A 17,807-nucleotide genomic window follows, 5' to 3' on the forward strand; every position below is an offset into this window, starting at 1 on the left:
GGCTCGCAGCGTCAGCCGGTGAGCGGGCCGAACTCCTTGCGGGTGTCGATCACCTCGCCGAACAGCTCCCACCGCTCGCCCTTGAACCGCATGAGCTGCAGCGACTCGATCGGGAAGCCGTCACCCTGCCCGGTCTCCAGCTTCACGCCGGGCAGCAGCATGTCCACCTGAATCCCCTGCAGGTTGCGGACCGAGTCGCGCAGCCCCTCCCGCGTGGGGCACTTGGCGGCCTCCATCGCCTTGTGGAAGCTGCTGGCCACGGCCCAGCCGAAGGCGTGGTAGGGCACCTGCGGGTCGGCGTCGGGCGCGTACTGCTGCATCTTGGCCTTGTAGAGCTTCATCTCGGCGTCGTCGGCCCAGGTGGGGTCGACGGGGTCCTTGTAGTAAGTGGCGGAGACAACGCCCTGCACGTTCTCGAAGCCGACGGGCTTGAGCACGGTGATGGAGGCGGCGACGTTGTTGACGATGTGCAGCGGGTTCCAGGCGGTGTTCTTGGCGTCGGCGGCGAGCGCCTGGGAGCCGAACTTGGGCGTGGTGACGTTGAGGAACACGTCGGCCTTGGATTCGGCCAGGTTGCGCATCTGCGGGTCCACGGTCGGGTCGGAGACCTCGTAGCTCTGCTCGGCCGCGATCGTGACGCCGGTGCCGGCGATGGCGTTCTTGAAGCCGCCGAGCAGGTCCTTGCCGAAGTCGTCGTTCTGGTAGAGGACGGCGACCTTGGCGTCCGGGTGCTCCTGCTTGAGGAACTGGGCGTAGACGCGGGCCTCGGAGACGTAGTTGGGCTGCCAGCCGATGGTCCACGGGTGCGCGGTGTCGGTCCCCCACACGGACGCGCCGGTGGCGACGAAGACCTGCGGGACCTTCTGCTGGTTGGTGTAGTCCCAGGTCGCGGTGGTGGACGGGGTGCCGAGCGTCTGGAAGAGGGCGAACACCTGCTCCTGCTCGACCAGCCGGCGCGCCTCCTCGACGGCCTTGGGCGGCTGGTAGCCGTCGTCGCGCACGACGAACTCGACCTTGCGCCCGCCGATGCCGCCCTTCTCGGCGTTGACATAGTCGAAGTAGGCCTTGATGCCCTTGGGGATGGCGCCGTACGCGGACGCGGGACCCGACAGCGGGTAGATGCCGCCGAGCTTGAGCGTGGTGTCGGTGATGCCGGTGGTCTGCTGGCCGGCGCACTGGCCGCCCGTGGCGCCCGTGGCCTGGGCGTCTCCGCCGCCGGTGTCCCGCCCTCCGCAGGCCGCCGCGGCGATCAGCAGGGTGGCCGTCACCGCCGTGCGGCCGATCGCAGATAAACGCATGCCGTTACCCCTTCCGGAGGGTCTTCTTGATCGAGTTCGCGGCGCGTCCGGCCAGCCCGGCCAGCCCGGTCGGCGCGACGTACATGACCGCGATGATGAGGAGGCCGAAGATGACGCCGGGCGCGGCCTCGTTGACGTCCTGGGAGATGCTCGGCACGAACATCACGAACAGTGCGCCGAGCACCGGGCCGGACAGCGACCCGAGCCCGCCGACGACGAGCCCGGCCAGCAGGGTGATCGACAGGTTGACCACGAACGAGTCGGGCGAGACGAACCCGATCACCCACGTGTAGAGGCACCCGGCGATCCCGGCGAACATCGCGCTCCACGCGAAGGCCAGCGTCTTGTAGTACGCCGGCCGCACGCCCATGACCTCGGCCGCGGCCTCGTCGTCGCGGACGGCGTGCAGGGCCCGCCCGACCCGGGACCGCAGCAGGCTCGCGGCCAGCAGGAACGCGGCGACGGTGACGGCCAGGGCGAGGAAGTACAGCCACTGGTCCTCGGCGAGCCCGCTCCACGCGGGCGGGGCGGGCTTGGCCAGCGACAGCCCCATCGAGCCGCCGGTGACCTCCTCGAACCGCTTGAGCAGCGGCACCAGGAAGATCGCGATGGCCAGCGTGACCAGGGCCAGATAGAGCCCGCGCAGCCGCATCGCGGGCACCCCGAACGCCAGCCCGAGCACGAACGCGACCAGGGCGGCGGCGGGCAGGGTCAGCGGGTAGGGCGCGTCCCACCGGTCGAGCAGGATCGCCGCGGTGTAGGCGCCGACGGCGAAGAACGCCCCGTGCCCCAGGGAGATCTGCCCGGCGTGCCCGACGAGCAGGTTCAGCCCGAGCAGCGCCACAGCGTAGATCAGCACCATGGTGAGCTGGAAGACGTGGAACGGCACGAGCTGGAAGGGCGCGTAGACGGCCGCCGCCAGCAGCGCCGCCGCCGCGGCCCACCGCCATCGGGTCGCCGCGCGACGGGCCGGGGCCTGCTCGCGGGCGGTCGTACGGTCGCTCACCTGCGTCGACTCGCTCATGCCCGCTCCACCACCGCTCGCCCGAACAGGCCCTGGGGCCGCAGCAGCAGGACGCCGAGGATGATCGCCAGCGGCACGCCGACCTTGAGGTCGGGCCCGATGGCGGTGACGTACGCGCCGGCCAGGGTCTCGGCCACGCCCACGACGAGCCCGCCGACGACGGCGCCGAGCGGGCTGTCGAAGCCGCCGAGCGTGGCGGCGGCGAAGGCGTAAATGAGGACGCCGCCCATCATGTTCGGCTCCAGGAACAGCAGCGGCGCGACGAGCACGCCGGACACGGCGCCGACGGTGGCGGCCAGCCCCCAGCCGAGCGCGAGCGTCCAGCCGACGCGGATGCCGACGAGCCGCGCCGAGTCGGGGTTGGCCGACACCGCCCGCATGCCCAGCCCGATCTTGGTGTGCTGGAACAGCAGGTAGAGCAGCCCCATGACGACCCCCACGACGGCCAGGACGCCGAGCGTGGAGAAGGCCACGCTGAGCCCGCCCACGTGCAGCGCGCCGCCCGGGAACGGGTTGGGGAAGTCCTTGATGAGGAACGTCCAGATCCAGCCGGCGGCGGCGTTGACGAAGATGAACAGCCCCACGGTGACGATGACCACGGTCAGCTCGGGCGCGCCCTCGACCGGCCGGATGATCACCCGTTCGACGAGCATGCCGCCCGCGAACGACACGGCCAGCGCGAGCACCAGCGACAGCCAGAACGGCACGCCCGCGGCGGTGAACTGCCAGGCGATGTAGGCCGAGAACATGGCCAGCTCGCCCTGGGCGAAGTTGACGATCCCGGTGAACCGGTAGATGAGCACGAGCGCGAGGGCGAGGCTGGCGTAGATGGCGCCGGTGCCGAGCCCCACGATGACCTGTTGCAGGAATCCGGCCATGACTAGACCCGGTATCCGAGGTAGGACTGGGCGACCTGCTCGTCGGCCCGGATGTCGGCCGCGTTGCCCGACAGCACGATCCTGCCGGTCTCCAGGACGTGCGCCTGCTGGGCGACGCCGAGGGCGAGATGGGCGTTCTGCTCGACGACGACCACGGTGGTCCGCTCCTGTTCGTTGACGGCCCGCACGATGTGGAACAGCTCCCTGGTGACCAGCGGGGCCAGGCCCAGGGAGGGCTCGTCCAGCAGGAGCAGCCGGGGGCGCAGCATGAGCGCCCGGCCGAGCGCGAGCATCTGCTGCTCGCCGCCGCTGAGGCTGCCCGCCGCCTGCCTGAGCCGGGGTTTCAGCGCGGGGAAGTAGGTGTAGACGCGCTCCAGGTCGGCCTCCACGCCGGAGCGCCGGACGTACGCGCCGAGCCGGAGGTTCTCCTCGACGGTGAGCTGGGTGAACGTGCCGCGCCCCTCCGGGACGTGGGCGACGCCCAGGCGGGCGAGCGCGTCGGGCGGGCGGCCGAGCAGTTCGGCGCCGTCGAGCCGGACGCTGCCGCGTCCCTTGACCATGCCCGACAGGGCGCGCAGCAGGGTCGTCTTGCCGGCGCCGTTGGGGCCGAGGATCGCGCAGATCTCGCCTTCGCCCACGGTGAGGCTCACGCCGTGCAGCACCTGCGCGCCGCCGTACCCGGCGTGCAGGTCGTGGACCGTCAGCTCGCTCATACCGCCGTCCCCAGGTAGGCCTCGATGACGCCGGGGTCGCGCTGCACCTGCTCGGGCGGCCCTTCGGCGATCTTCCTGCCGAAGTCGAGGCAGACGATCCGCTCGCAGGTGCCCATGACGAAGCCCATGTGGTGCTCGACGACGACCACGGTCAGGTCGTGCTCGTCGCGCAGCGCGCTCAGCGTGCCGGCGAACTCCTCGACCTCGGCCGAGTTGAGCCCGTTGACCGGCTCGTCGAGCAGCAGCAGCCGGGGCCGGCCGATGAGCGCCCTGGCCAGCTCGACCCGTTTGAGCGTGCCGAACGGCAGCCCGGCCGCCGGGTGGTCGGCGACGTGGGACAGGGAGAGGCGTTGCAGCACAGCGTCGGCCTCGGCGCGCAGCCCGCGTTCCTCGCCGCGCACGCCGGGCAGCCGCAGCGCCGCCGTCAGGAAGCCGGCGCGGCCCCGGTGGTGCGCGCCGACCATGACGTTGTCGCGTACGGAGATGCGGGGGAACAGGCCGAGGTTCTGGAAGGTCCTGGCGATGCCGAGTGCCGCGATGGCGTGCGGCGGCACCGCCAGGAGGCCCTTCCCCTCGTGGCGGACCGTTCCCCCGTCGGCGTCGCAGCGCCGGGTGAGGCAGTTGAACAGGGTGGTCTTGCCGGCGCCGTTCGGTCCGATCAGCCCCACCATCTCGCCGGCGGCGACGGAGAAGCCGACGCCGTCCAGCGCGGTGATGCCTCCGAAGCGGACCGTGAGATCGTGTACTTCCAGCATCCGGCCTCCTGGGGCGCAGCGAGCGGAAGATTGTTCTGCAATTGGGGTCAGCGTAGGATCCGGCCGTCTATGACCGCATTGGGCACGGTGACCCAACCTGCGCCGCGAAGGTTGTCGTCGGAGCACAGGCTCTGTCTCGGACCGGTCACAACCCGTTGACCGCGCCGCGACCGGCATGGATCATCCCGGGCATGTCCAGTGCTTCCGGCATGGAGACGTTCACCGGCGCCGGGCCTGTCCGCGCCGAGCGCGCGCGCATCCTCGCCGAGCTGCTCGCCGACCTCGACGACCTGGCCGACACGGCGGTGGCCGCCATGCGGGCCGAGATCCCCGCCTACGCGGCCCAGACCCCCGAGTTCCTGGCCGACGTGCGCGACCAGGTGATGCGCCACTACGGCAGCAAGCTCGCCGTCCTCCTGGAGGAGCGGACGGTGACGCCGGACGACGTCGCCCACACCCGGCAGGCCGCCATGCGCCGGGCCAGGGCCGGGCTCCCGCTGGCCGACTACATCAACGCCTTCCGCGTCGGCCAGCAGGTCTTCTGGGAGTCGGTGCTGGCCAGGGCAGGACGCTCGTTCGCCGGCCACGAGGCCGCGCTGTCGCTGGCCGCGATGGTCATGCGCTACTGCGACTTCGCCAGCACGCACGCCGCCAACGCCTACATGGAGTTCCAGCAGTACGCCGCCGCTGAGGCGGTGCGCGAGAGCCGCGACCTGCTGGAGACGCTGCTGGCCGGGGCGATGCCGACGCGCGGACCGCAGCTCGCCGCCGCCCAGGCGCACGGCCTGGCGCCCGAGTCGCGCACGCCGCTGCTCGTGGTCGTGGCCGTCGTGCTCGGGCTGCGCACGGCCGTGCCGAGAGGGCCCGACCGGGGCGCCGACGCCCGCCACGCGGCCTGCGCGGCCATCGCCAGGTCCGGCGGCCCCGGCGGGCGGACGCTGTCGGTGGTGCGGCAGTCGGAGATCGTGGCCATCCCGGTGCTCGGCCCAGGTGGCGACGCCGGCGAGCTGTGCGACCGGCTCCAGGCCGTGCGCGAGACGCTGCTGGCCGAGGGCATCGTGCTGGCGATGGGCATCAGCACCGTCGGCGCGGGCACCGCCCAGATCCCGCAGGCCTACCAGGAGGCCCGCGCGGTGCTCGACTTCCTGCCCGAGGGCGGCGGCGTGGCCGCGCTGCCCCGGATCACCGCGTTCCAGTATCTGGCGCTGCGCGCCGACGACACCGCGCGCCACCTGGTCGATCCGCGCATCACCGCGCTGCTGGACGAGGACCGGGCGCGCGGCGGCGTGCTCACCGCGACGATCCGCGCCTTCGCCGCCGCCGACCTCAACCTGCGCACCGCCGCCGAACGGCTGCAGATCCACCCCAACACCGCGCAGTACAGGCTGCGCCGCATCCAGGAGCGCACCGGGCTCAGCCTGCGCCGCATCGACGACCTCGTGGAGCTGCTGGTGGCCATCGCGCTCCAGGACGCGCTGCCCCCCACCAATCCCGACGGGAAAAGACTGGCCACCGCGACCAATGAGGACCGAGGGGCACCCGGCGTACGGTCGTTGCCATGAACCTCGCCGACCGGCTCCACAGGTCCGCCGAGCGACTCGGCGAACGGACGGTCGTCACGCTGGACGAGACACGGCTCAGCTACGCCGCGCTCGACCTGATGACCGCGCGGATCGCGACGCTGCTGCGGCAGCGCGGCGTCGGGCCCGGCGACCGCGTGGCGATCATGCTGCCGAACGTGCCGGAGTTCGCCGCCGTCTACTACGGGGTGCTGCGGGTCGGGGCCGTGGTGGTCCCGCTCGACCCGCTGCTGAGAAAACGTGAGATCGCCTCGTACGTGGGCGACTGCCAGGCCCGGCTGCTGATCGCCTGGCACGCGTTCGCCGAGACCGCCGAGGCGGGCACCGCCGGCACCCGCACCGACCTGTTCTTCGTCGTCCCCGACGAGTTCCGCCGGCTGCTGCGCGGCCTGCCGCCGCAGGAGGGCGTCGTCCCGCGCGACGACGGCGAGACCGCGGTGATCCACTACACGGCGGGCACCACCGGCCGGGCCAAGGGCATCGAGCTCACCCACGGCAACCTGGGCGGCAACGCCGCCACCGTGGCCCGCATGCACGCGCTCGGCGTCGACGACGTGGTGCTGGGGGCGCTACCGCTCTACCACTCCTTCGGCCAGACCTGCTCGCTCAACGCGACCGTGCACGCGGGCGCGCGGCTGACGCTGATGCGCCGCTTCGAGGCGGGCCGGGCGCTGGAGGTGATCCGCCGCGACGGGGTGACGGTGCTGCAGGGCGTGCCGACCATGTACATCGCGCTGCTCGACCATCCGGGCGTCTCCGACCTGTCGCTGCTGCGGGTCTGCGTCTCCGGCGGCGCCCCGCTCCCGGTGGACGTGCTGCGCGCCTTCGAGACCCGCTACGGCTGCCGCATCGTCGAGGGGTACGGGCTCAGCGAGACCTCGGCGCTGGCCGCCACGAACCGCAGCGGCGACGGCCGCCGCCCCGGCTCGGTCGGCTGGCCGGTGCGCGGCATCGAGATGCGGGTCGTGGACGAGGACGGCCACGAGGTGCCGTGCGGCGAGGTGGGCGAGATCGTCATCCGCGGCCCGAACGTGATGAAGGGCTACTGGAACAATCCGGCGGCCACGGCGGAGGCCATCCGGGGTGGCTGGTTTCATACCGGGGACCTCGGAAGGGTCGACGGGGATGGTTTTTTCTTCCTGGTGGACAGACGACGCGATGTGATCATCCGCGGGGGCTATACCGTGTACTCTCGCGAGGTGGAGGAGGTCCTCTACGAGCACCCGGCCGTCAGGCAGGCCGCGGTGATCGGGGTCCCCCACCCCGAACTCGGAGAGGAGATCGCCGCCGTGGTGGCCTTGCGGATGCCTGTCGACGCCGAGACGCTGCGCGCGTTTGTCCGCGAACGGGTGGCGGCCTACAAATACCCCCGGCACGTCTCGTTCGTGGACGAGCTGCCGGTTACCCCGACCGGCAAGATCCTCAAGCGCGCCATCGCCCTGCCACTCAGCACAGGCGGGCGATAAAAGGGACCCCGTGACACCGATCATCCGCATCTTCGACGTCGACCCGGGACACTATGACGTGTCTGTCGTGATCGGTGGCGCGACCACACACGTGCTGGCCGAGGCCCGCCGGCTGATGGCGATCGCCTCGCCCGGCGACGGCCCGGCGCGGCACGCGTTCACTGTCAACGTCCGCACGCCGGAGAGCCAGCAGAACGGCTACGACGGCGACGGCTGCCCGGGGCTGACGCTGACGTTCACCGGCCCGGCCCCGGAGGTGCGCGCGATCGAGCTGGCGCGCACCCGCGGCCGGGCGCTGTTCCTGGCGGGCGACTCCACGGTCACCGACCAGGCGACCGCCCCCTACACCGGGTGGGGTCAGCGGCTGCCTCGCCATTTCGGGCGCGGCCTGTCGGTGGTCAACCATTCGGGGTCGGGTGAGAGCTCGGCGTCGTTCCTGGCCAATCCGGCGATGTGGGCGGAGATGCGCGACCAGCTCTGCCCCGGTGACGTGGCGCTGGTGCAGTTCGGCCACAACGACAAGCAGACCAGCGCCGTCGAGTTCCGCTCCAACCTGACGCGGATCGTGCACGGCATCGAGGCCAGGGGCGCGACGCCGGTGCTGGTGACGCCGGTCGTGCGGCGCCGCTTCACCGGCTCCCGGCTGGACCTCGACGGGCTGATCGTCAACGGGCTGGGCGTGGACCTGCCGGCGGAGATGCGCACGGTGGCGGCGGCGCAGGGCGTGGCGCTCATCGACCTCACCCGCGACAGCCGTGAGCTGGTCGAGTCACTGGGCCCGGAGGAGTCGAAGTCGCTCTACCTGTCGCGGGAGAAGCAGGACGACACCCACACCTCCGAGCACGGCGCTTCGGTCTTCGCCGACCTGGTCGCGACCGCCCTCAACAAGCTGGCGCTGCTCCCGGCCACCCACTGGGCGGCCTAGGCTCCCGACCTGAGCAGCCGCAGCGCCCCGTTGGACAGCGCGACGAGCACGTCGAGCACCTCCTCGACGTCGGGGTAGCGGCCTTCGAGGTGGCCGAGCGCCAGCGCGTTGGTGGCCGCGTTGACGCCTTCGGCGATCATCTCCAGGCGCCGCCGGTCGCGCTCGTCGTCGGCGGTGTAGCCGAGCGCGGCCAGGTCGGCGGCGTGGTGGTCGCGGTAGGCGGCCGCCGTCTCGATGGCGAACTCGCGCAGCGGCGAGGCCGGGTCGTGGCGGGCCCGCTGGAGGATGCGCAGCAGCTCGGGGTGGCGGCAGATGGCCTCGATCGGGATGCGGAAGGCCTCGCGGTGCCGTTCGGCGTCGTGGGTCTCGCGCGCCTGCCGCCGGACCTCGCGCATGGACCGGCGCAGCCGTTCGCCGCCCTCGTCGCCGAGCGAGCGCAGCAGGTCCTGCTTGTCCTTGAAGTGGACGTAGAAGGTGGACTGGGCGATGCCCGCGGCCTTGGCGACCTTGAGGGTGGTCAGTCCGGCCTCGCCCTCCTTGTCGAGGATCGCCAGCGCCGCCCGGATCAGCCTGCGCCTGGTCAGGTCCTTGGCCTCGCTCCTGGTGAGCGGTGTGTGGGTCACGGGCACCTCCGGCGACAACTCTAGCCAAGGGGCTTGTGTCGAATTTCACCGATAGTACTATCGGTGAAATTGCTCTCGGGGGCTGACCGGGAGGAGGCGTCGATGAAACGCTGGAGAGGGCCCGCGGCACTGTCGCTGGCGACGCTGCTGCTCGTCGCGTGCAGCGGGCAACGGCCCGTCGCCGTGCCGGAAAACCCGTCGTCGAAGGCGCCGTCAGGCCCCCAGAGAGGCGGCCGGCTGGTCTACGGGCTCAGCGCCGACGCCAACGGGCTCAACCCCGTCACCGACCAGTTCGCCTCGCAGAGCTACAGCATGGTCGGCACCGTCATCGAACCCCTCGTCACCGTTGACGCGAACGGCGACTGGAAGCCCTACCTCGCCGAATCGCTCACCCCGAACGAGACCTACGACGAGTGGGCGATCAAGGTCCGGCCCGGCATCTCCTTCCACGACGGCCTGGCCCTGACCGGCGACGTCGTCAAGGCCAACCTGGAGGCGCAGAAGGCCTCCCCGCTCAACAACGCGGTCCTCGTGCCCGTCGAGTCCTTCGAGCTCACCGACCCGATGACGGTCACGGTCAAGCTCAACCAGCCGTGGGTGGCCTTCCCCTACTACCTGGCCGCCCAGCTCGGCATGATCGTGCCGCCCGCGTCGCTGCGCGACCCCGGGACGGCCAGCGTAAAACCCGTCGGCACCGGCGCGTTCGTCTTCAAGGAGTACGTGCCCGACAGCCGCATGGTCGTGACCCGCAACCCGGACTACTGGCGGGACGGGCTGCCGTACCTGGACGAGATCGAGTTCCGCATCCTGCCCGACAGCCAGACCCGGGCGCAGACCCTGGAAGCGGGCGGCATCGACGCCATGGGCACCACCCGCGACGAGGACATCACCAAGTACGGCGGCCAGAAGGACGCCTACACCGTTCATCGGGCCCGGGGCATGGCGGTGCCGGAGTACATGTTCCTGCTCAACACCGCCGTCGCCCCGCTCGACGACCTGCGGGTGCGCCGGGCGCTCGCGCACGCGCTGGACCGGGCGACGATCATCAAGACGCTGCGCGGCGGGCTCACCCAGCCGGCCGACGGGCCGTGGTCGCGCGACTCCCCGTGGTACGCCGGTGGCGGCGCCTACCCCGCCTACGACCTGGCCAAGGCGACCGCGCTGGTCAAGGAGGTCGAGGCGGAGAAGGGACCGATCGCGTTCGAGATCATCTCCACCCCCGACCCGAACACCATGCAGGGCATCGAGCTGGCCCAGGACATGTGGCGCAAGGCCGGCGTGGACGTGACGATCAAGCAGGCCGACCAGGCCGACCTCATCAACCGGGCGGTCACCGGCAACTACGCCGCCACCGTATGGGTGCAGTTCTCCTCCCCCGACCCCGACGGCGAGTACATCTGGATGCACCAGGCGTACTCCAAGCCCGTCGGCCAGGTCTCGCTGAACTTCACCCGGCTGCGGGACGACAAGCTCAGCAAGGCGTTCGACCTCGGCCGGACGAACCCGGACCAGAGCGCCCGCAAGCAGGCGTACGCCACCGTCCAGGAGCGGCTGCGCGAGCTGGTGCCGTTCGTGTTCGTCGACCACCTCGACACCGGCGCGGTCGTGGCCAGGACCAAGGTGCGCGGCATCGGCGAGCAGGTGCTGCCCGACGGCGAGAAGGGGCTGCCGCTGACCGGCTCGCCCGTGCCGTACCACCCGTTCACGCAGCTCTGGGTCAGCCCGCGGTGATCGTCCTGCACCGGCTGGCCCGGCTCGTGATCGTGCTGCTCGTGGTGACGTTCCTGTCCTACGTGATGCTCGCGCTGCTGCCCGGCGACCCGGTCACGCAGATCCTCGGCATCGGCGCGGACGAGGAGGCCCGCGCGCGGCTCCGGCAGGAACTCGGCCTGGACGAGCCGCTGCTCGTCCGCTACGCGGGCTGGCTCGGCGACCTGCTCACCGGCGACTTCGGCACCTCGCCCATCACCCGGACGCCGGTCGCGGGCGAGCTGGCCGAGCGGCTGCCGGTCACGCTGGAGCTGCTCGTGGCCGCCCAGGTCGTGGCGCTCGGGCTGGCGGTCCCCGTGGGCATCGCCGCCGCGCGCCGGGCCGGGAGGGCGCTCGACCAGGCGCTGACCGCGCTGAGCTTCGCGCTGCTGTCCACGCCGGTGTTCGTGCTCGGGGTGCTGCTCATCCTGCTGTTCGCGGTCACCTGGCAGGTGGTGCCCGCCACCGGCTGGACGCCGATCTCGGTGGATCTGGGGTGGAACATCACCTCGGTGCTGCTGCCCGCCGTCACGCTCGGCTGCGGGCAGCTCGCCGTGTACGCGCGGCTGCTGCGCGCCGACCTGATCGCCACCCTCCAGGAGGACTACATCACGCTCGCCCGCGCCCGCGGGCTGTCGCCGCGCCGCATCCTGTGGCGGCACGCGCTGCGCCCGTCGGCGATCTCGCTGATCACCGCCGTCGGGCTCAACATGGGCGCGCTCATCGGCGGCACCGTGATCATCGAGACTCTGTTCGGGCTGCCGGGCATCGGGCGGCTCATCGTCGACTCCATCTTCTCCCGCGACCACCTGACCGTTCAGGGAGGCGTCGTGCTGATCTCCGTCGGCTACGTGCTGGTCAACTTCGCCGTCGACGTCGTGTACGCCGCCGTGGACCCGAGGATCCGGCGTGCGTAGGCGGCTCGGGGCCGGGTTCTGGATCGCCGTCGCGTGGATCGCGCTCGTGCTGGCCGCCGCCGTGCTGGCCGACCTGCTGCCCATCGCCCGCTACGACGAGACGCTGGCCGGGCCGCCCCAGGCCGGGCCCAGCGCCGCGCACCCGTTCGGCACCGACGGCCTCGGCCGCGACGTGCTCAGCAGGGTCGTGCACGGGGCGCGCGTCTCGCTCGGCGTGGGCATCGGCGCGGTCGTCCTCGGCCTGGCCATCGGCGCCCCGCTCGGCGTGCTGGCCGGGTACCGCAGGCGGGCCGCCGACGCGGTGATCATGGCGGTCAACGACGTGGCGCTGGCCTTCCCGGCGCTGGTGTTCGCGCTGGCCGTGGTCGCCTTCGCCGGGGCCAGCCTGCGCAACGTGCTCGTCGTCCTCGGCGTCCTCGGGGTGCCCGCGTGGACGCGGCTGATCCGCGGGGCGACGCTGTCGTTCGCCGAGCGGGAGTTCGTGCTCGCCGCCCGGGTGCTGGGCGTGCGCGACCGGCGCATCCTGTGGCGGGAGATCATGCCCAACGTCGCCGTGCCCGCGGCCTCGTACGCCTTCGTCGGCATGGCCGTGGTCGTCGTCGCGGAGGGCAGCCTGGCCTTCCTCGGCCTGTCGGTGCAGGCGCCGACGCCCACGTGGGGCGGGCTGATCAACGAGGGGCGGGCGCTGATGGAGACCGCGCCGCACGTCGTGCTCGCGCCGTCGATCGTGATGTTCCTGACCGTGCTGTCGTTCAACCTGGTCGGCGACCGGCTGCGGGCCGCCGGCGACGTGCGGCCAAGCGGCCTGGAACCGGCGCGGCAGGCCCCGGCGGCCCTGCCGTCCGCCGGGCCCCGGCCGCTCACCGGCGCGCTGCTCCAGGTGGACGACCTGCGCACGCACTTCCTCACCCCGCGCGGCCCCGTCAAGGCCGTGGACGGGGTGTCGTTCACGCTCGAACGCGGCAGGACGCTGGCCGTCGTCGGCGAGTCCGGCTCCGGCAAGTCGATGCTGATCCGCTCCGTCCTCGGCCTGCTGCCCGGCGCGGGCGTGGCGCGCGGCGGGCACGTCCACCTGGGGGGCGACGAGCTGACCGCGTTCACCCCCGAACGGATGCGCCAGGTGCTCGGCCGCCGGCTGGGCGCCGTCTTCCAGGACCCGATGACCGCGCTCAACCCCGTGCGCACGATCGGCGCCCAGGTCGCCGAGCCGCTCCGGGTCCACCTGGGCATGAGTCGCCGGCAGGCGCGCGAGGAGGCGGCCCGGCTGCTCGCCTCCGTCGGCATCCCCGACCCGGCCCGCACGCTCGGCCGCTACCCGCACCAGCTCTCCGGCGGCATGCGGCAGCGCGTCACCATCGCCATGGCGCTCTCATGCGGGCCCGACGTGCTGTTCGCCGACGAGCCCACGACCGCGCTCGACGTCACCGTCCAGGACCAGGTGCTGCGCCTCGTCCACCGGCTGCGCGAGGAGCGCGACATGGCCGTGGTGCTCGTCAGCCACGACCTGTCCGTGGTGCGGCAGTGGGCCGACGAGGTCATCGTCATGTACGCGGGCAAGGTCGTCGAACGCGGGCCCGCGGCCGACGTGTTCGAGCGCACCCGCATGCCGTACACCGAGGCGCTGCTCCAGGCCGCGCCCCGGCTGACCGACCCCGCGCACCACCGGCTGCGCGTCATCCCCGGCCGGCCGCCCGACCTGGCCGCCGTGCCGGACGGCTGCGCGTTCCGGCCCCGGTGCGCCTACGCCCGCGACCGGTGCGCCGAGCAGGCTCCCCCGCTGGTGGCGGAGGGCGGCCACCTGCATGCCTGCTGGCACCCGGTGGGCAGGACCATGACGGAGAGCGAAGGGGCGGACAGCCATGGCCGGTAGCGGGACGGCGCACCTGCGCCCGCGTGACGAGGTGCTGCTCCAGGCCGTCGGCCTGGTGGTCGAGTTCCCCGCCGGGCGCGGCCGTACCGTCAGAGCCGTGTCCGGGGTGAGCTTCGACCTGGCCAGGGGCGAGACGCTGGGCATCGTCGGCGAGTCCGGCTGCGGCAAGTCGAGCACCGCGCGGGCGCTCATCCAGCTCCCGCCGCCGCGATCCGGCTCGGTGCGGCTGGACGGCGTCGAGCTGACCACGCTGCGCGGCGAGGCGCTGCGGCGCACCCGGCGACGGCTTCAGATGATCTTCCAGGACCCGATCTCGTCGCTCAACCCGCGCCGCCGCGTCCGCGACATCGTCGCCGAGGGGCCGCGCGTGTGGGGCCACGACGGCCTGGCCGTCGACGAGGTCCTGGAGGCCGTCGGCCTCGACCCGGCCACGGCGGCCGAGCGGCGGCCGCACGAGTTCTCCGGCGGGCAGTGCCAGCGCGTCTCCATCGCCCGCGCCCTCGTGCTGGAGCCCGAGGTGGTGATCTGCGACGAGCCGGTGTCGGCGCTCGACGTGTCGGTGCAGGCCCAGATCCTCGGCCTGCTGGAGGACCTCAAGGCCCGTTTCGGGCTGACGCTCGTGTTCATCGCCCACGATCTGGCCGTGGTCAAGAACGTCAGCGACCGCGTCCTGGTGATGTACCTGGGCAAGACGTGCGAGCTCGCCCCCAGCGAGGAGCTGGTCGCCCGCCCCGCCCACCCGTACACGCGGGCGCTGCTCGCCTCCATCCCCGGCGGCGGCCTCGGCCTGCCCCCGGCCGACCGGCTCATCACCGGCGAGCCGCCGTCGCCGGTCAGCCCGCCCACCGGCTGCCGCTTCCGTACCCGCTGCCCCCGCGCCGCCGCCCGGTGCGCCGCGGAGGAGCCCGAGATCCGCTCGCTGAACGGCGGCGACCACTTCGTCGCCTGCCACTATCCCGACCAATAGGAGAACGACATGGCCATCGACTTCACCCTCGCCCCCGAGCACGAGGAGATCCGCAAGCGGGTGCGCGCCTTCATCCAGGAGGTCGTGATCCCCGCCAGTGAGGAGCTGCGCGAGAGCGACCGCGACGCCTACCTGCGCGGCATCTTCAAGCTGCGCGAGAAGGCCAAGGCCGAAGGGCTGTGGCTGCCGCACATGCCCAAGGAGTGGGGCGGCATGGGCCTGGGCCACGTGGAGCTCGCCATGGTGCAGTCGGAGGCGGCCAAGACCCGGCTCGGGCCGTGGGTGCTCAACTGCCAGGCCCCCGACGAGGGCAACATGCACACCCTGCTGCACTGGGCCACCGACGAGCAGAAGGACAAGTACCTGCGGCCCCTGCTCGACGGCGTCAAGATGTCGTGCTTCGCCATGACCGAGCCCGAGGTCGCCGGCTCGGACCCGACGCTCATCCGCACCAACGCCGTCCAGGACGGCGACGAATGGGTCATCAACGGGCACAAGTGGTTCATCTCCAACGCCCGGCGGGCCAGCTTCGCCATCCTCATCGCCAGGACCGAGCCCGACGTCCCCGAAGGCGCCCGCGGCGCCAACACCGCCTTCCTCATCGACCTGCCCCAGGACGGCTGGAACGACGTCCGCGAGATCGAGACCATGCACGGCTCGACCGGCCACAGCGAGATCGTCATCAAGGACCTGCGCGTGCCCTCCGGGCAGATCCTCGGCGGACGCGGCAACGGCCACCGCCTGGGCCAGTATCGTCTCGGCCCCGCCCGGCTCGCCCACTGCATGCGCTGGATCTCCCAGGCGGAGACCGCGCTCGACATGATGGTCGACCGGGCGCTCAACCGCTACAGCCACGGCTCGCTGCTGGCCGACAAGCAGGGCGTCCAGTGGCTCATCGCCGACTCCGCCATGGAGCTCTACCAGTGCAAGCTCATGGTCCTGCACGCCGCCTCCAAGATCGACAAGGGCGAGGACTTCCGCACCGAGGTGTCCATGGCCAAGCACTTCGTCGCGGGCAGCCTCAACCGCATCGTCGACCGGGCCATCCAGGTCCACGGCGCCCTCGGCTACTCCACGGACACCCCGCTGGCCCACATGTTCCAGCACGCCCGCTGGGCCCGCTTCGCCGACGGCGCCGACGAGATCCACCAGATGCGCATCGCCGAGCGCACCATCGACGCCTACCGCTCCACCGGCTCCACCAACGCGGCCACCGGCGGCCTCCCCCTGTGACGCGGCGCGTCCCGGGGTGAACCGGGGCGGGCCGGCGTACGTGTGTGAGGGCATGAGTCGTGTTCTCGTCGTGCTCGTGATGGTGGCGGGCTTCCTGGTGGGCGTCGCCGGTCCGGCCGCCGCGTGCAGTTGCGCGGTGGCGAAGCCGAAGGAGCTGGTGCGCGGGTCGTCGGCCGTGTTCACGGCGACGGCCACGGGCGTGCGCGTGGTGGAGCCGATGCTGGACGGCGGTGAGGTGGTGGCCACGCTCCGCGTCGACCACGTGTACAAGGGGTCGCCGGGCGTCAGGACCCAGGTGCGCACCAGGGCGCAGAGCGCGGCCTGCGGCTACCAGTTCGCCAAGGGCACCCGCTACCTGGTGTTCGCCAGGAAGGGGAAGAAGGGGCTGACCACGGGGCTGTGCTCGGGCAACCGGGTCCTGCCGCCCGGGGACAAGCCGTTGCGCCTGTCGGACAGGACGTACGGGATGGGGCCGCTCACGGCGGAGCTGATGAAGGCCCTGGGCAAGCCGGAGCGGCCCCGCAAGCCCCGGGCGTGTGACGGGCGCGCCTGACACGGGCCGCGCGGGCCGGACTACCGGGCGGCAGGCCGATAAGATCGGCGGATGCACATCGCGATGGTCGGCATCCCCGCGATCAGCCACGTCCTGCCCAGCCTGGAGATCATCCGGGAGCTCGCCTCGCGCGGCCACCGGGTGACCTACGCCAACGACCCGTCGGTGCGCGAGGTGGTCACGGCGACCGGCGCCGAGCTGGTCGCCTACCGGTCGACGCTGCCGGTGGCCGACTACGACTGGCCGGACGACCCGATCGAGGCGATGGGCGTGTTCCTGGATGACAACATCCAGATGCTGCCGCAGCTCCGCGAGGTCTACGGCCGCGATCCCGCCGACCTCTACCTGTACGACATCGGCTCCTACGCGGCCCGCGCGCTGGCCGAGTCGCAGGGCCGTCCGATCGTGCAGCTCTCCCCGGCGATGGTGGCCTGGAAGCAGTACGACAACGACGTGGCCGCGCAGATCTGGCAGCTTCCCGGCGCCGACGCCTACCGGGCGAAGTTCACCGGCTGGCTGGCCGGCAACGGGGCGACGACGACCGACATGGACGACTTCTCCGGCCATCCGCCGCGCTGCGTCGCGACGATCCCGCGCGCCATGCAGCCGCACGCGGACGAGGTCGACACGGACGTGGTGACGTTCGTCGGCCCGTGCCTGGGGGCGCGGGAGAGCTGGACGAAGCCGGCGGGCGCGGAGCGGGTGCTGCTGGTGTCGCTCGGGTCGGCCTACACGCAGCAGCCGGAGTTCTACCGCAACTGCCTGGCCGCCTTCGGTGACCTGCCGGGCTGGCATGTCGTGCTGCAGATCGGCAAGCGCACCGATCCGGCGGAGCTGGGGCCGATCCCGGGCAACGTGGAGGTGCATTCCTGGGTGCCGCAGCTGGCGATCCTGGAGCAGGCCGACGCGTTCGTCACGCACGCGGGCATGGGCGGGAGCAGCGAGGGGCTGTTCACGGGCGTCCCGATGATCGCCGTGCCGCAGGCGGTCGACCAGTTCATGAACGCCGACCGGCTGGTGGAGCTGGGGGTGGCCCGGCGACTCGACACGGCCGAGGCGACTCCGGAGGCGTTGCGCGAGGCGCTGGCCGCGCTGACGACCGACCCGGCGGTGGCGCGGCGTTCGGCGCTGCTGCGTGAGGAGACGCGCGCCGAGGGCGGCACCGTCCGGGCCGCCGACCTGCTGGAAGCGATGGCCGGATGAAAGTTTCACGCTCGTCCGCGGCGATGGCCAGGCAGGCGGCGGGAAAGTTTCAC

At 72.2% G+C, this 17,807-nt stretch carries 16 protein-coding genes; 10 read left to right on the forward strand and 6 right to left on the reverse strand.

Going from position 1 to position 17,807, the window contains the following annotated elements; translation table 11 throughout:
* Positions 1 to 11: 11 nt before the first annotated feature.
* The 5 genes from AB0G11_RS04085 to AB0G11_RS04105 are packed head-to-tail and all read right to left on the reverse strand — an operon-like array spanning position 12 to position 4,668.
* A complete protein-coding gene (locus AB0G11_RS04085; RefSeq protein ID WP_357583854.1) occupies positions 12 to 1,298 on the reverse strand; it encodes an ABC transporter substrate-binding protein in 1,287 nt (428 codons plus the stop codon).
* A gap of 4 nt (positions 1,299 to 1,302) precedes the next feature.
* Positions 1,303 to 2,322, reverse strand: coding sequence for a branched-chain amino acid ABC transporter permease (locus AB0G11_RS04090; RefSeq protein ID WP_357583856.1), 1,020 nt, complete (start codon positions 2,320 to 2,322; stop codon positions 1,303 to 1,305).
* Positions 2,319 to 3,200, reverse strand: coding sequence for a branched-chain amino acid ABC transporter permease (locus tag AB0G11_RS04095; protein ID WP_219508404.1), 882 nt, complete (start codon positions 3,198 to 3,200; stop codon positions 2,319 to 2,321). Before AB0G11_RS04095 ends, AB0G11_RS04090 begins: the two co-directional genes overlap by 4 nt.
* Positions 3,201 to 3,202: 2 nt before the next feature.
* Positions 3,203 to 3,913 (reverse strand): ABC transporter ATP-binding protein, encoded by a 711-nt coding sequence (locus tag AB0G11_RS04100; RefSeq protein ID WP_357583858.1) that lies wholly within the window; start codon positions 3,911 to 3,913, stop codon positions 3,203 to 3,205.
* A complete protein-coding gene (locus AB0G11_RS04105; RefSeq protein WP_357583859.1) occupies positions 3,910 to 4,668 on the reverse strand; it encodes an ABC transporter ATP-binding protein in 759 nt (252 codons plus the stop codon). The genes AB0G11_RS04100 and AB0G11_RS04105 overlap by 4 nt, the downstream gene beginning before the upstream one ends.
* Before the next feature lie 191 nt (positions 4,669 to 4,859).
* Here AB0G11_RS04105 and AB0G11_RS04110 point away from each other — a divergent pair, with 191 nt between their 5' ends.
* From AB0G11_RS04110 to AB0G11_RS04120, 3 genes are read left to right on the forward strand one after another with little or no spacing between them, the layout of a single operon-like run.
* On the forward strand, positions 4,860 to 6,230 hold the full coding sequence (locus AB0G11_RS04110) for a helix-turn-helix domain-containing protein (protein ID WP_246645652.1): 1,371 nt from the start codon (positions 4,860 to 4,862) through the stop codon (positions 6,228 to 6,230).
* Positions 6,227 to 7,714 (forward strand): long-chain fatty acid--CoA ligase, encoded by a 1,488-nt coding sequence (locus AB0G11_RS04115; RefSeq protein ID WP_219508401.1) that lies wholly within the window; start codon positions 6,227 to 6,229, stop codon positions 7,712 to 7,714. Before AB0G11_RS04110 ends, AB0G11_RS04115 begins: the two co-directional genes overlap by 4 nt.
* A gap of 10 nt (positions 7,715 to 7,724) precedes the next feature.
* Positions 7,725 to 8,639, forward strand: a complete 915-nt coding sequence (locus AB0G11_RS04120) for a rhamnogalacturonan acetylesterase (protein ID WP_219508400.1) — start codon at positions 7,725 to 7,727, stop codon at positions 8,637 to 8,639.
* Here AB0G11_RS04120 and AB0G11_RS04125 read toward each other — a convergent pair.
* On the reverse strand, positions 8,636 to 9,262 hold the full coding sequence (locus AB0G11_RS04125) for a TetR family transcriptional regulator (RefSeq protein WP_219508399.1): 627 nt from the start codon (positions 9,260 to 9,262) through the stop codon (positions 8,636 to 8,638). The two genes, AB0G11_RS04120 and AB0G11_RS04125, sit on opposite strands and share 4 nt — an antisense overlap.
* Positions 9,263 to 9,364: 102 nt before the next feature.
* Here AB0G11_RS04125 and AB0G11_RS04130 point away from each other — a divergent pair, with 102 nt between their 5' ends.
* Genes AB0G11_RS04130 through AB0G11_RS04160 form a run of 7 tightly spaced genes read left to right on the forward strand, consistent with a single transcriptional unit; the run spans position 9,365 to position 17,754 of the window.
* Entirely contained in the window at positions 9,365 to 10,993 is a 1,629-nt protein-coding gene (locus tag AB0G11_RS04130; RefSeq protein ID WP_357583860.1) for an ABC transporter substrate-binding protein, read from the forward strand.
* A complete protein-coding gene (locus tag AB0G11_RS04135; protein ID WP_357583861.1) occupies positions 10,990 to 11,928 on the forward strand; it encodes an ABC transporter permease in 939 nt (312 codons plus the stop codon). The genes AB0G11_RS04130 and AB0G11_RS04135 overlap by 4 nt, the downstream gene beginning before the upstream one ends.
* On the forward strand, positions 11,921 to 13,798 hold the full coding sequence (locus AB0G11_RS04140) for a dipeptide/oligopeptide/nickel ABC transporter permease/ATP-binding protein (protein WP_357583863.1): 1,878 nt from the start codon (positions 11,921 to 11,923) through the stop codon (positions 13,796 to 13,798). Before AB0G11_RS04135 ends, AB0G11_RS04140 begins: the two co-directional genes overlap by 8 nt.
* Positions 13,788 to 14,765, forward strand: coding sequence for an oligopeptide/dipeptide ABC transporter ATP-binding protein (locus AB0G11_RS04145; protein WP_219508396.1), 978 nt, complete (start codon positions 13,788 to 13,790; stop codon positions 14,763 to 14,765). The genes AB0G11_RS04140 and AB0G11_RS04145 overlap by 11 nt, the downstream gene beginning before the upstream one ends.
* A gap of 9 nt (positions 14,766 to 14,774) precedes the next feature.
* The gene (locus AB0G11_RS04150) at positions 14,775 to 15,998 is read left to right on the forward strand and encodes an acyl-CoA dehydrogenase family protein (protein ID WP_219508395.1); all 1,224 of its coding nucleotides are present in this window, start codon (positions 14,775 to 14,777) and stop codon (positions 15,996 to 15,998) included.
* A 52-nt stretch (positions 15,999 to 16,050) separates the two neighbouring features.
* The gene (locus AB0G11_RS04155; protein ID WP_219508394.1) at positions 16,051 to 16,551 is read left to right on the forward strand and encodes a hypothetical protein; all 501 of its coding nucleotides are present in this window, start codon (positions 16,051 to 16,053) and stop codon (positions 16,549 to 16,551) included.
* Between the two features lie 51 nt (positions 16,552 to 16,602).
* A complete protein-coding gene (locus tag AB0G11_RS04160; RefSeq protein WP_357583865.1) occupies positions 16,603 to 17,754 on the forward strand; it encodes a macrolide family glycosyltransferase in 1,152 nt (383 codons plus the stop codon).
* Positions 17,755 to 17,807 lie beyond the last annotated feature (53 nt).

The sequence above is a fragment of the Nonomuraea sp. NPDC023979 genome (assembly GCF_040639085.1).
Classification (GTDB): Bacteria; Actinomycetota; Actinomycetes; order Streptosporangiales; family Streptosporangiaceae; genus Nonomuraea; species Nonomuraea ceibae.

Excerpts from the sequence above, each read along its gene's own strand:
- AB0G11_RS04110 (WP_246645652.1), top strand. The coding sequence starts at position 4,860 with ATGTCCAGTGCTTCCGGCATGGAGACGTTCACCGGCGCCGGGCCTGTC.
- AB0G11_RS04130 (WP_357583860.1), top strand. The coding sequence starts at position 9,365 with ATGAAACGCTGGAGAGGGCCCGCGGCACTGTCGCTGGCGACGCTGCTG.
- AB0G11_RS04155 (WP_219508394.1), top strand. The coding sequence starts at position 16,051 with ATGAGTCGTGTTCTCGTCGTGCTCGTGATGGTGGCGGGCTTCCTGGTG.
- AB0G11_RS04090 (WP_357583856.1), bottom strand. The coding sequence starts at position 2,322 with ATGAGCGAGTCGACGCAGGTGAGCGACCGTACGACCGCCCGCGAGCAG.
- AB0G11_RS04100 (WP_357583858.1), bottom strand. The coding sequence starts at position 3,913 with ATGAGCGAGCTGACGGTCCACGACCTGCACGCCGGGTACGGCGGCGCG.
- AB0G11_RS04115 (WP_219508401.1), top strand. The coding sequence starts at position 6,227 with ATGAACCTCGCCGACCGGCTCCACAGGTCCGCCGAGCGACTCGGCGAA.
- AB0G11_RS04085 (WP_357583854.1), bottom strand. The coding sequence starts at position 1,298 with ATGCGTTTATCTGCGATCGGCCGCACGGCGGTGACGGCCACCCTGCTG.
- AB0G11_RS04150 (WP_219508395.1), top strand. The coding sequence starts at position 14,775 with ATGGCCATCGACTTCACCCTCGCCCCCGAGCACGAGGAGATCCGCAAG.
- AB0G11_RS04160 (WP_357583865.1), top strand. The coding sequence starts at position 16,603 with ATGCACATCGCGATGGTCGGCATCCCCGCGATCAGCCACGTCCTGCCC.
- AB0G11_RS04105 (WP_357583859.1), bottom strand. The coding sequence starts at position 4,668 with ATGCTGGAAGTACACGATCTCACGGTCCGCTTCGGAGGCATCACCGCG.
- AB0G11_RS04145 (WP_219508396.1), top strand. The coding sequence starts at position 13,788 with ATGGCCGGTAGCGGGACGGCGCACCTGCGCCCGCGTGACGAGGTGCTG.
- AB0G11_RS04095 (WP_219508404.1), bottom strand. The coding sequence starts at position 3,200 with ATGGCCGGATTCCTGCAACAGGTCATCGTGGGGCTCGGCACCGGCGCC.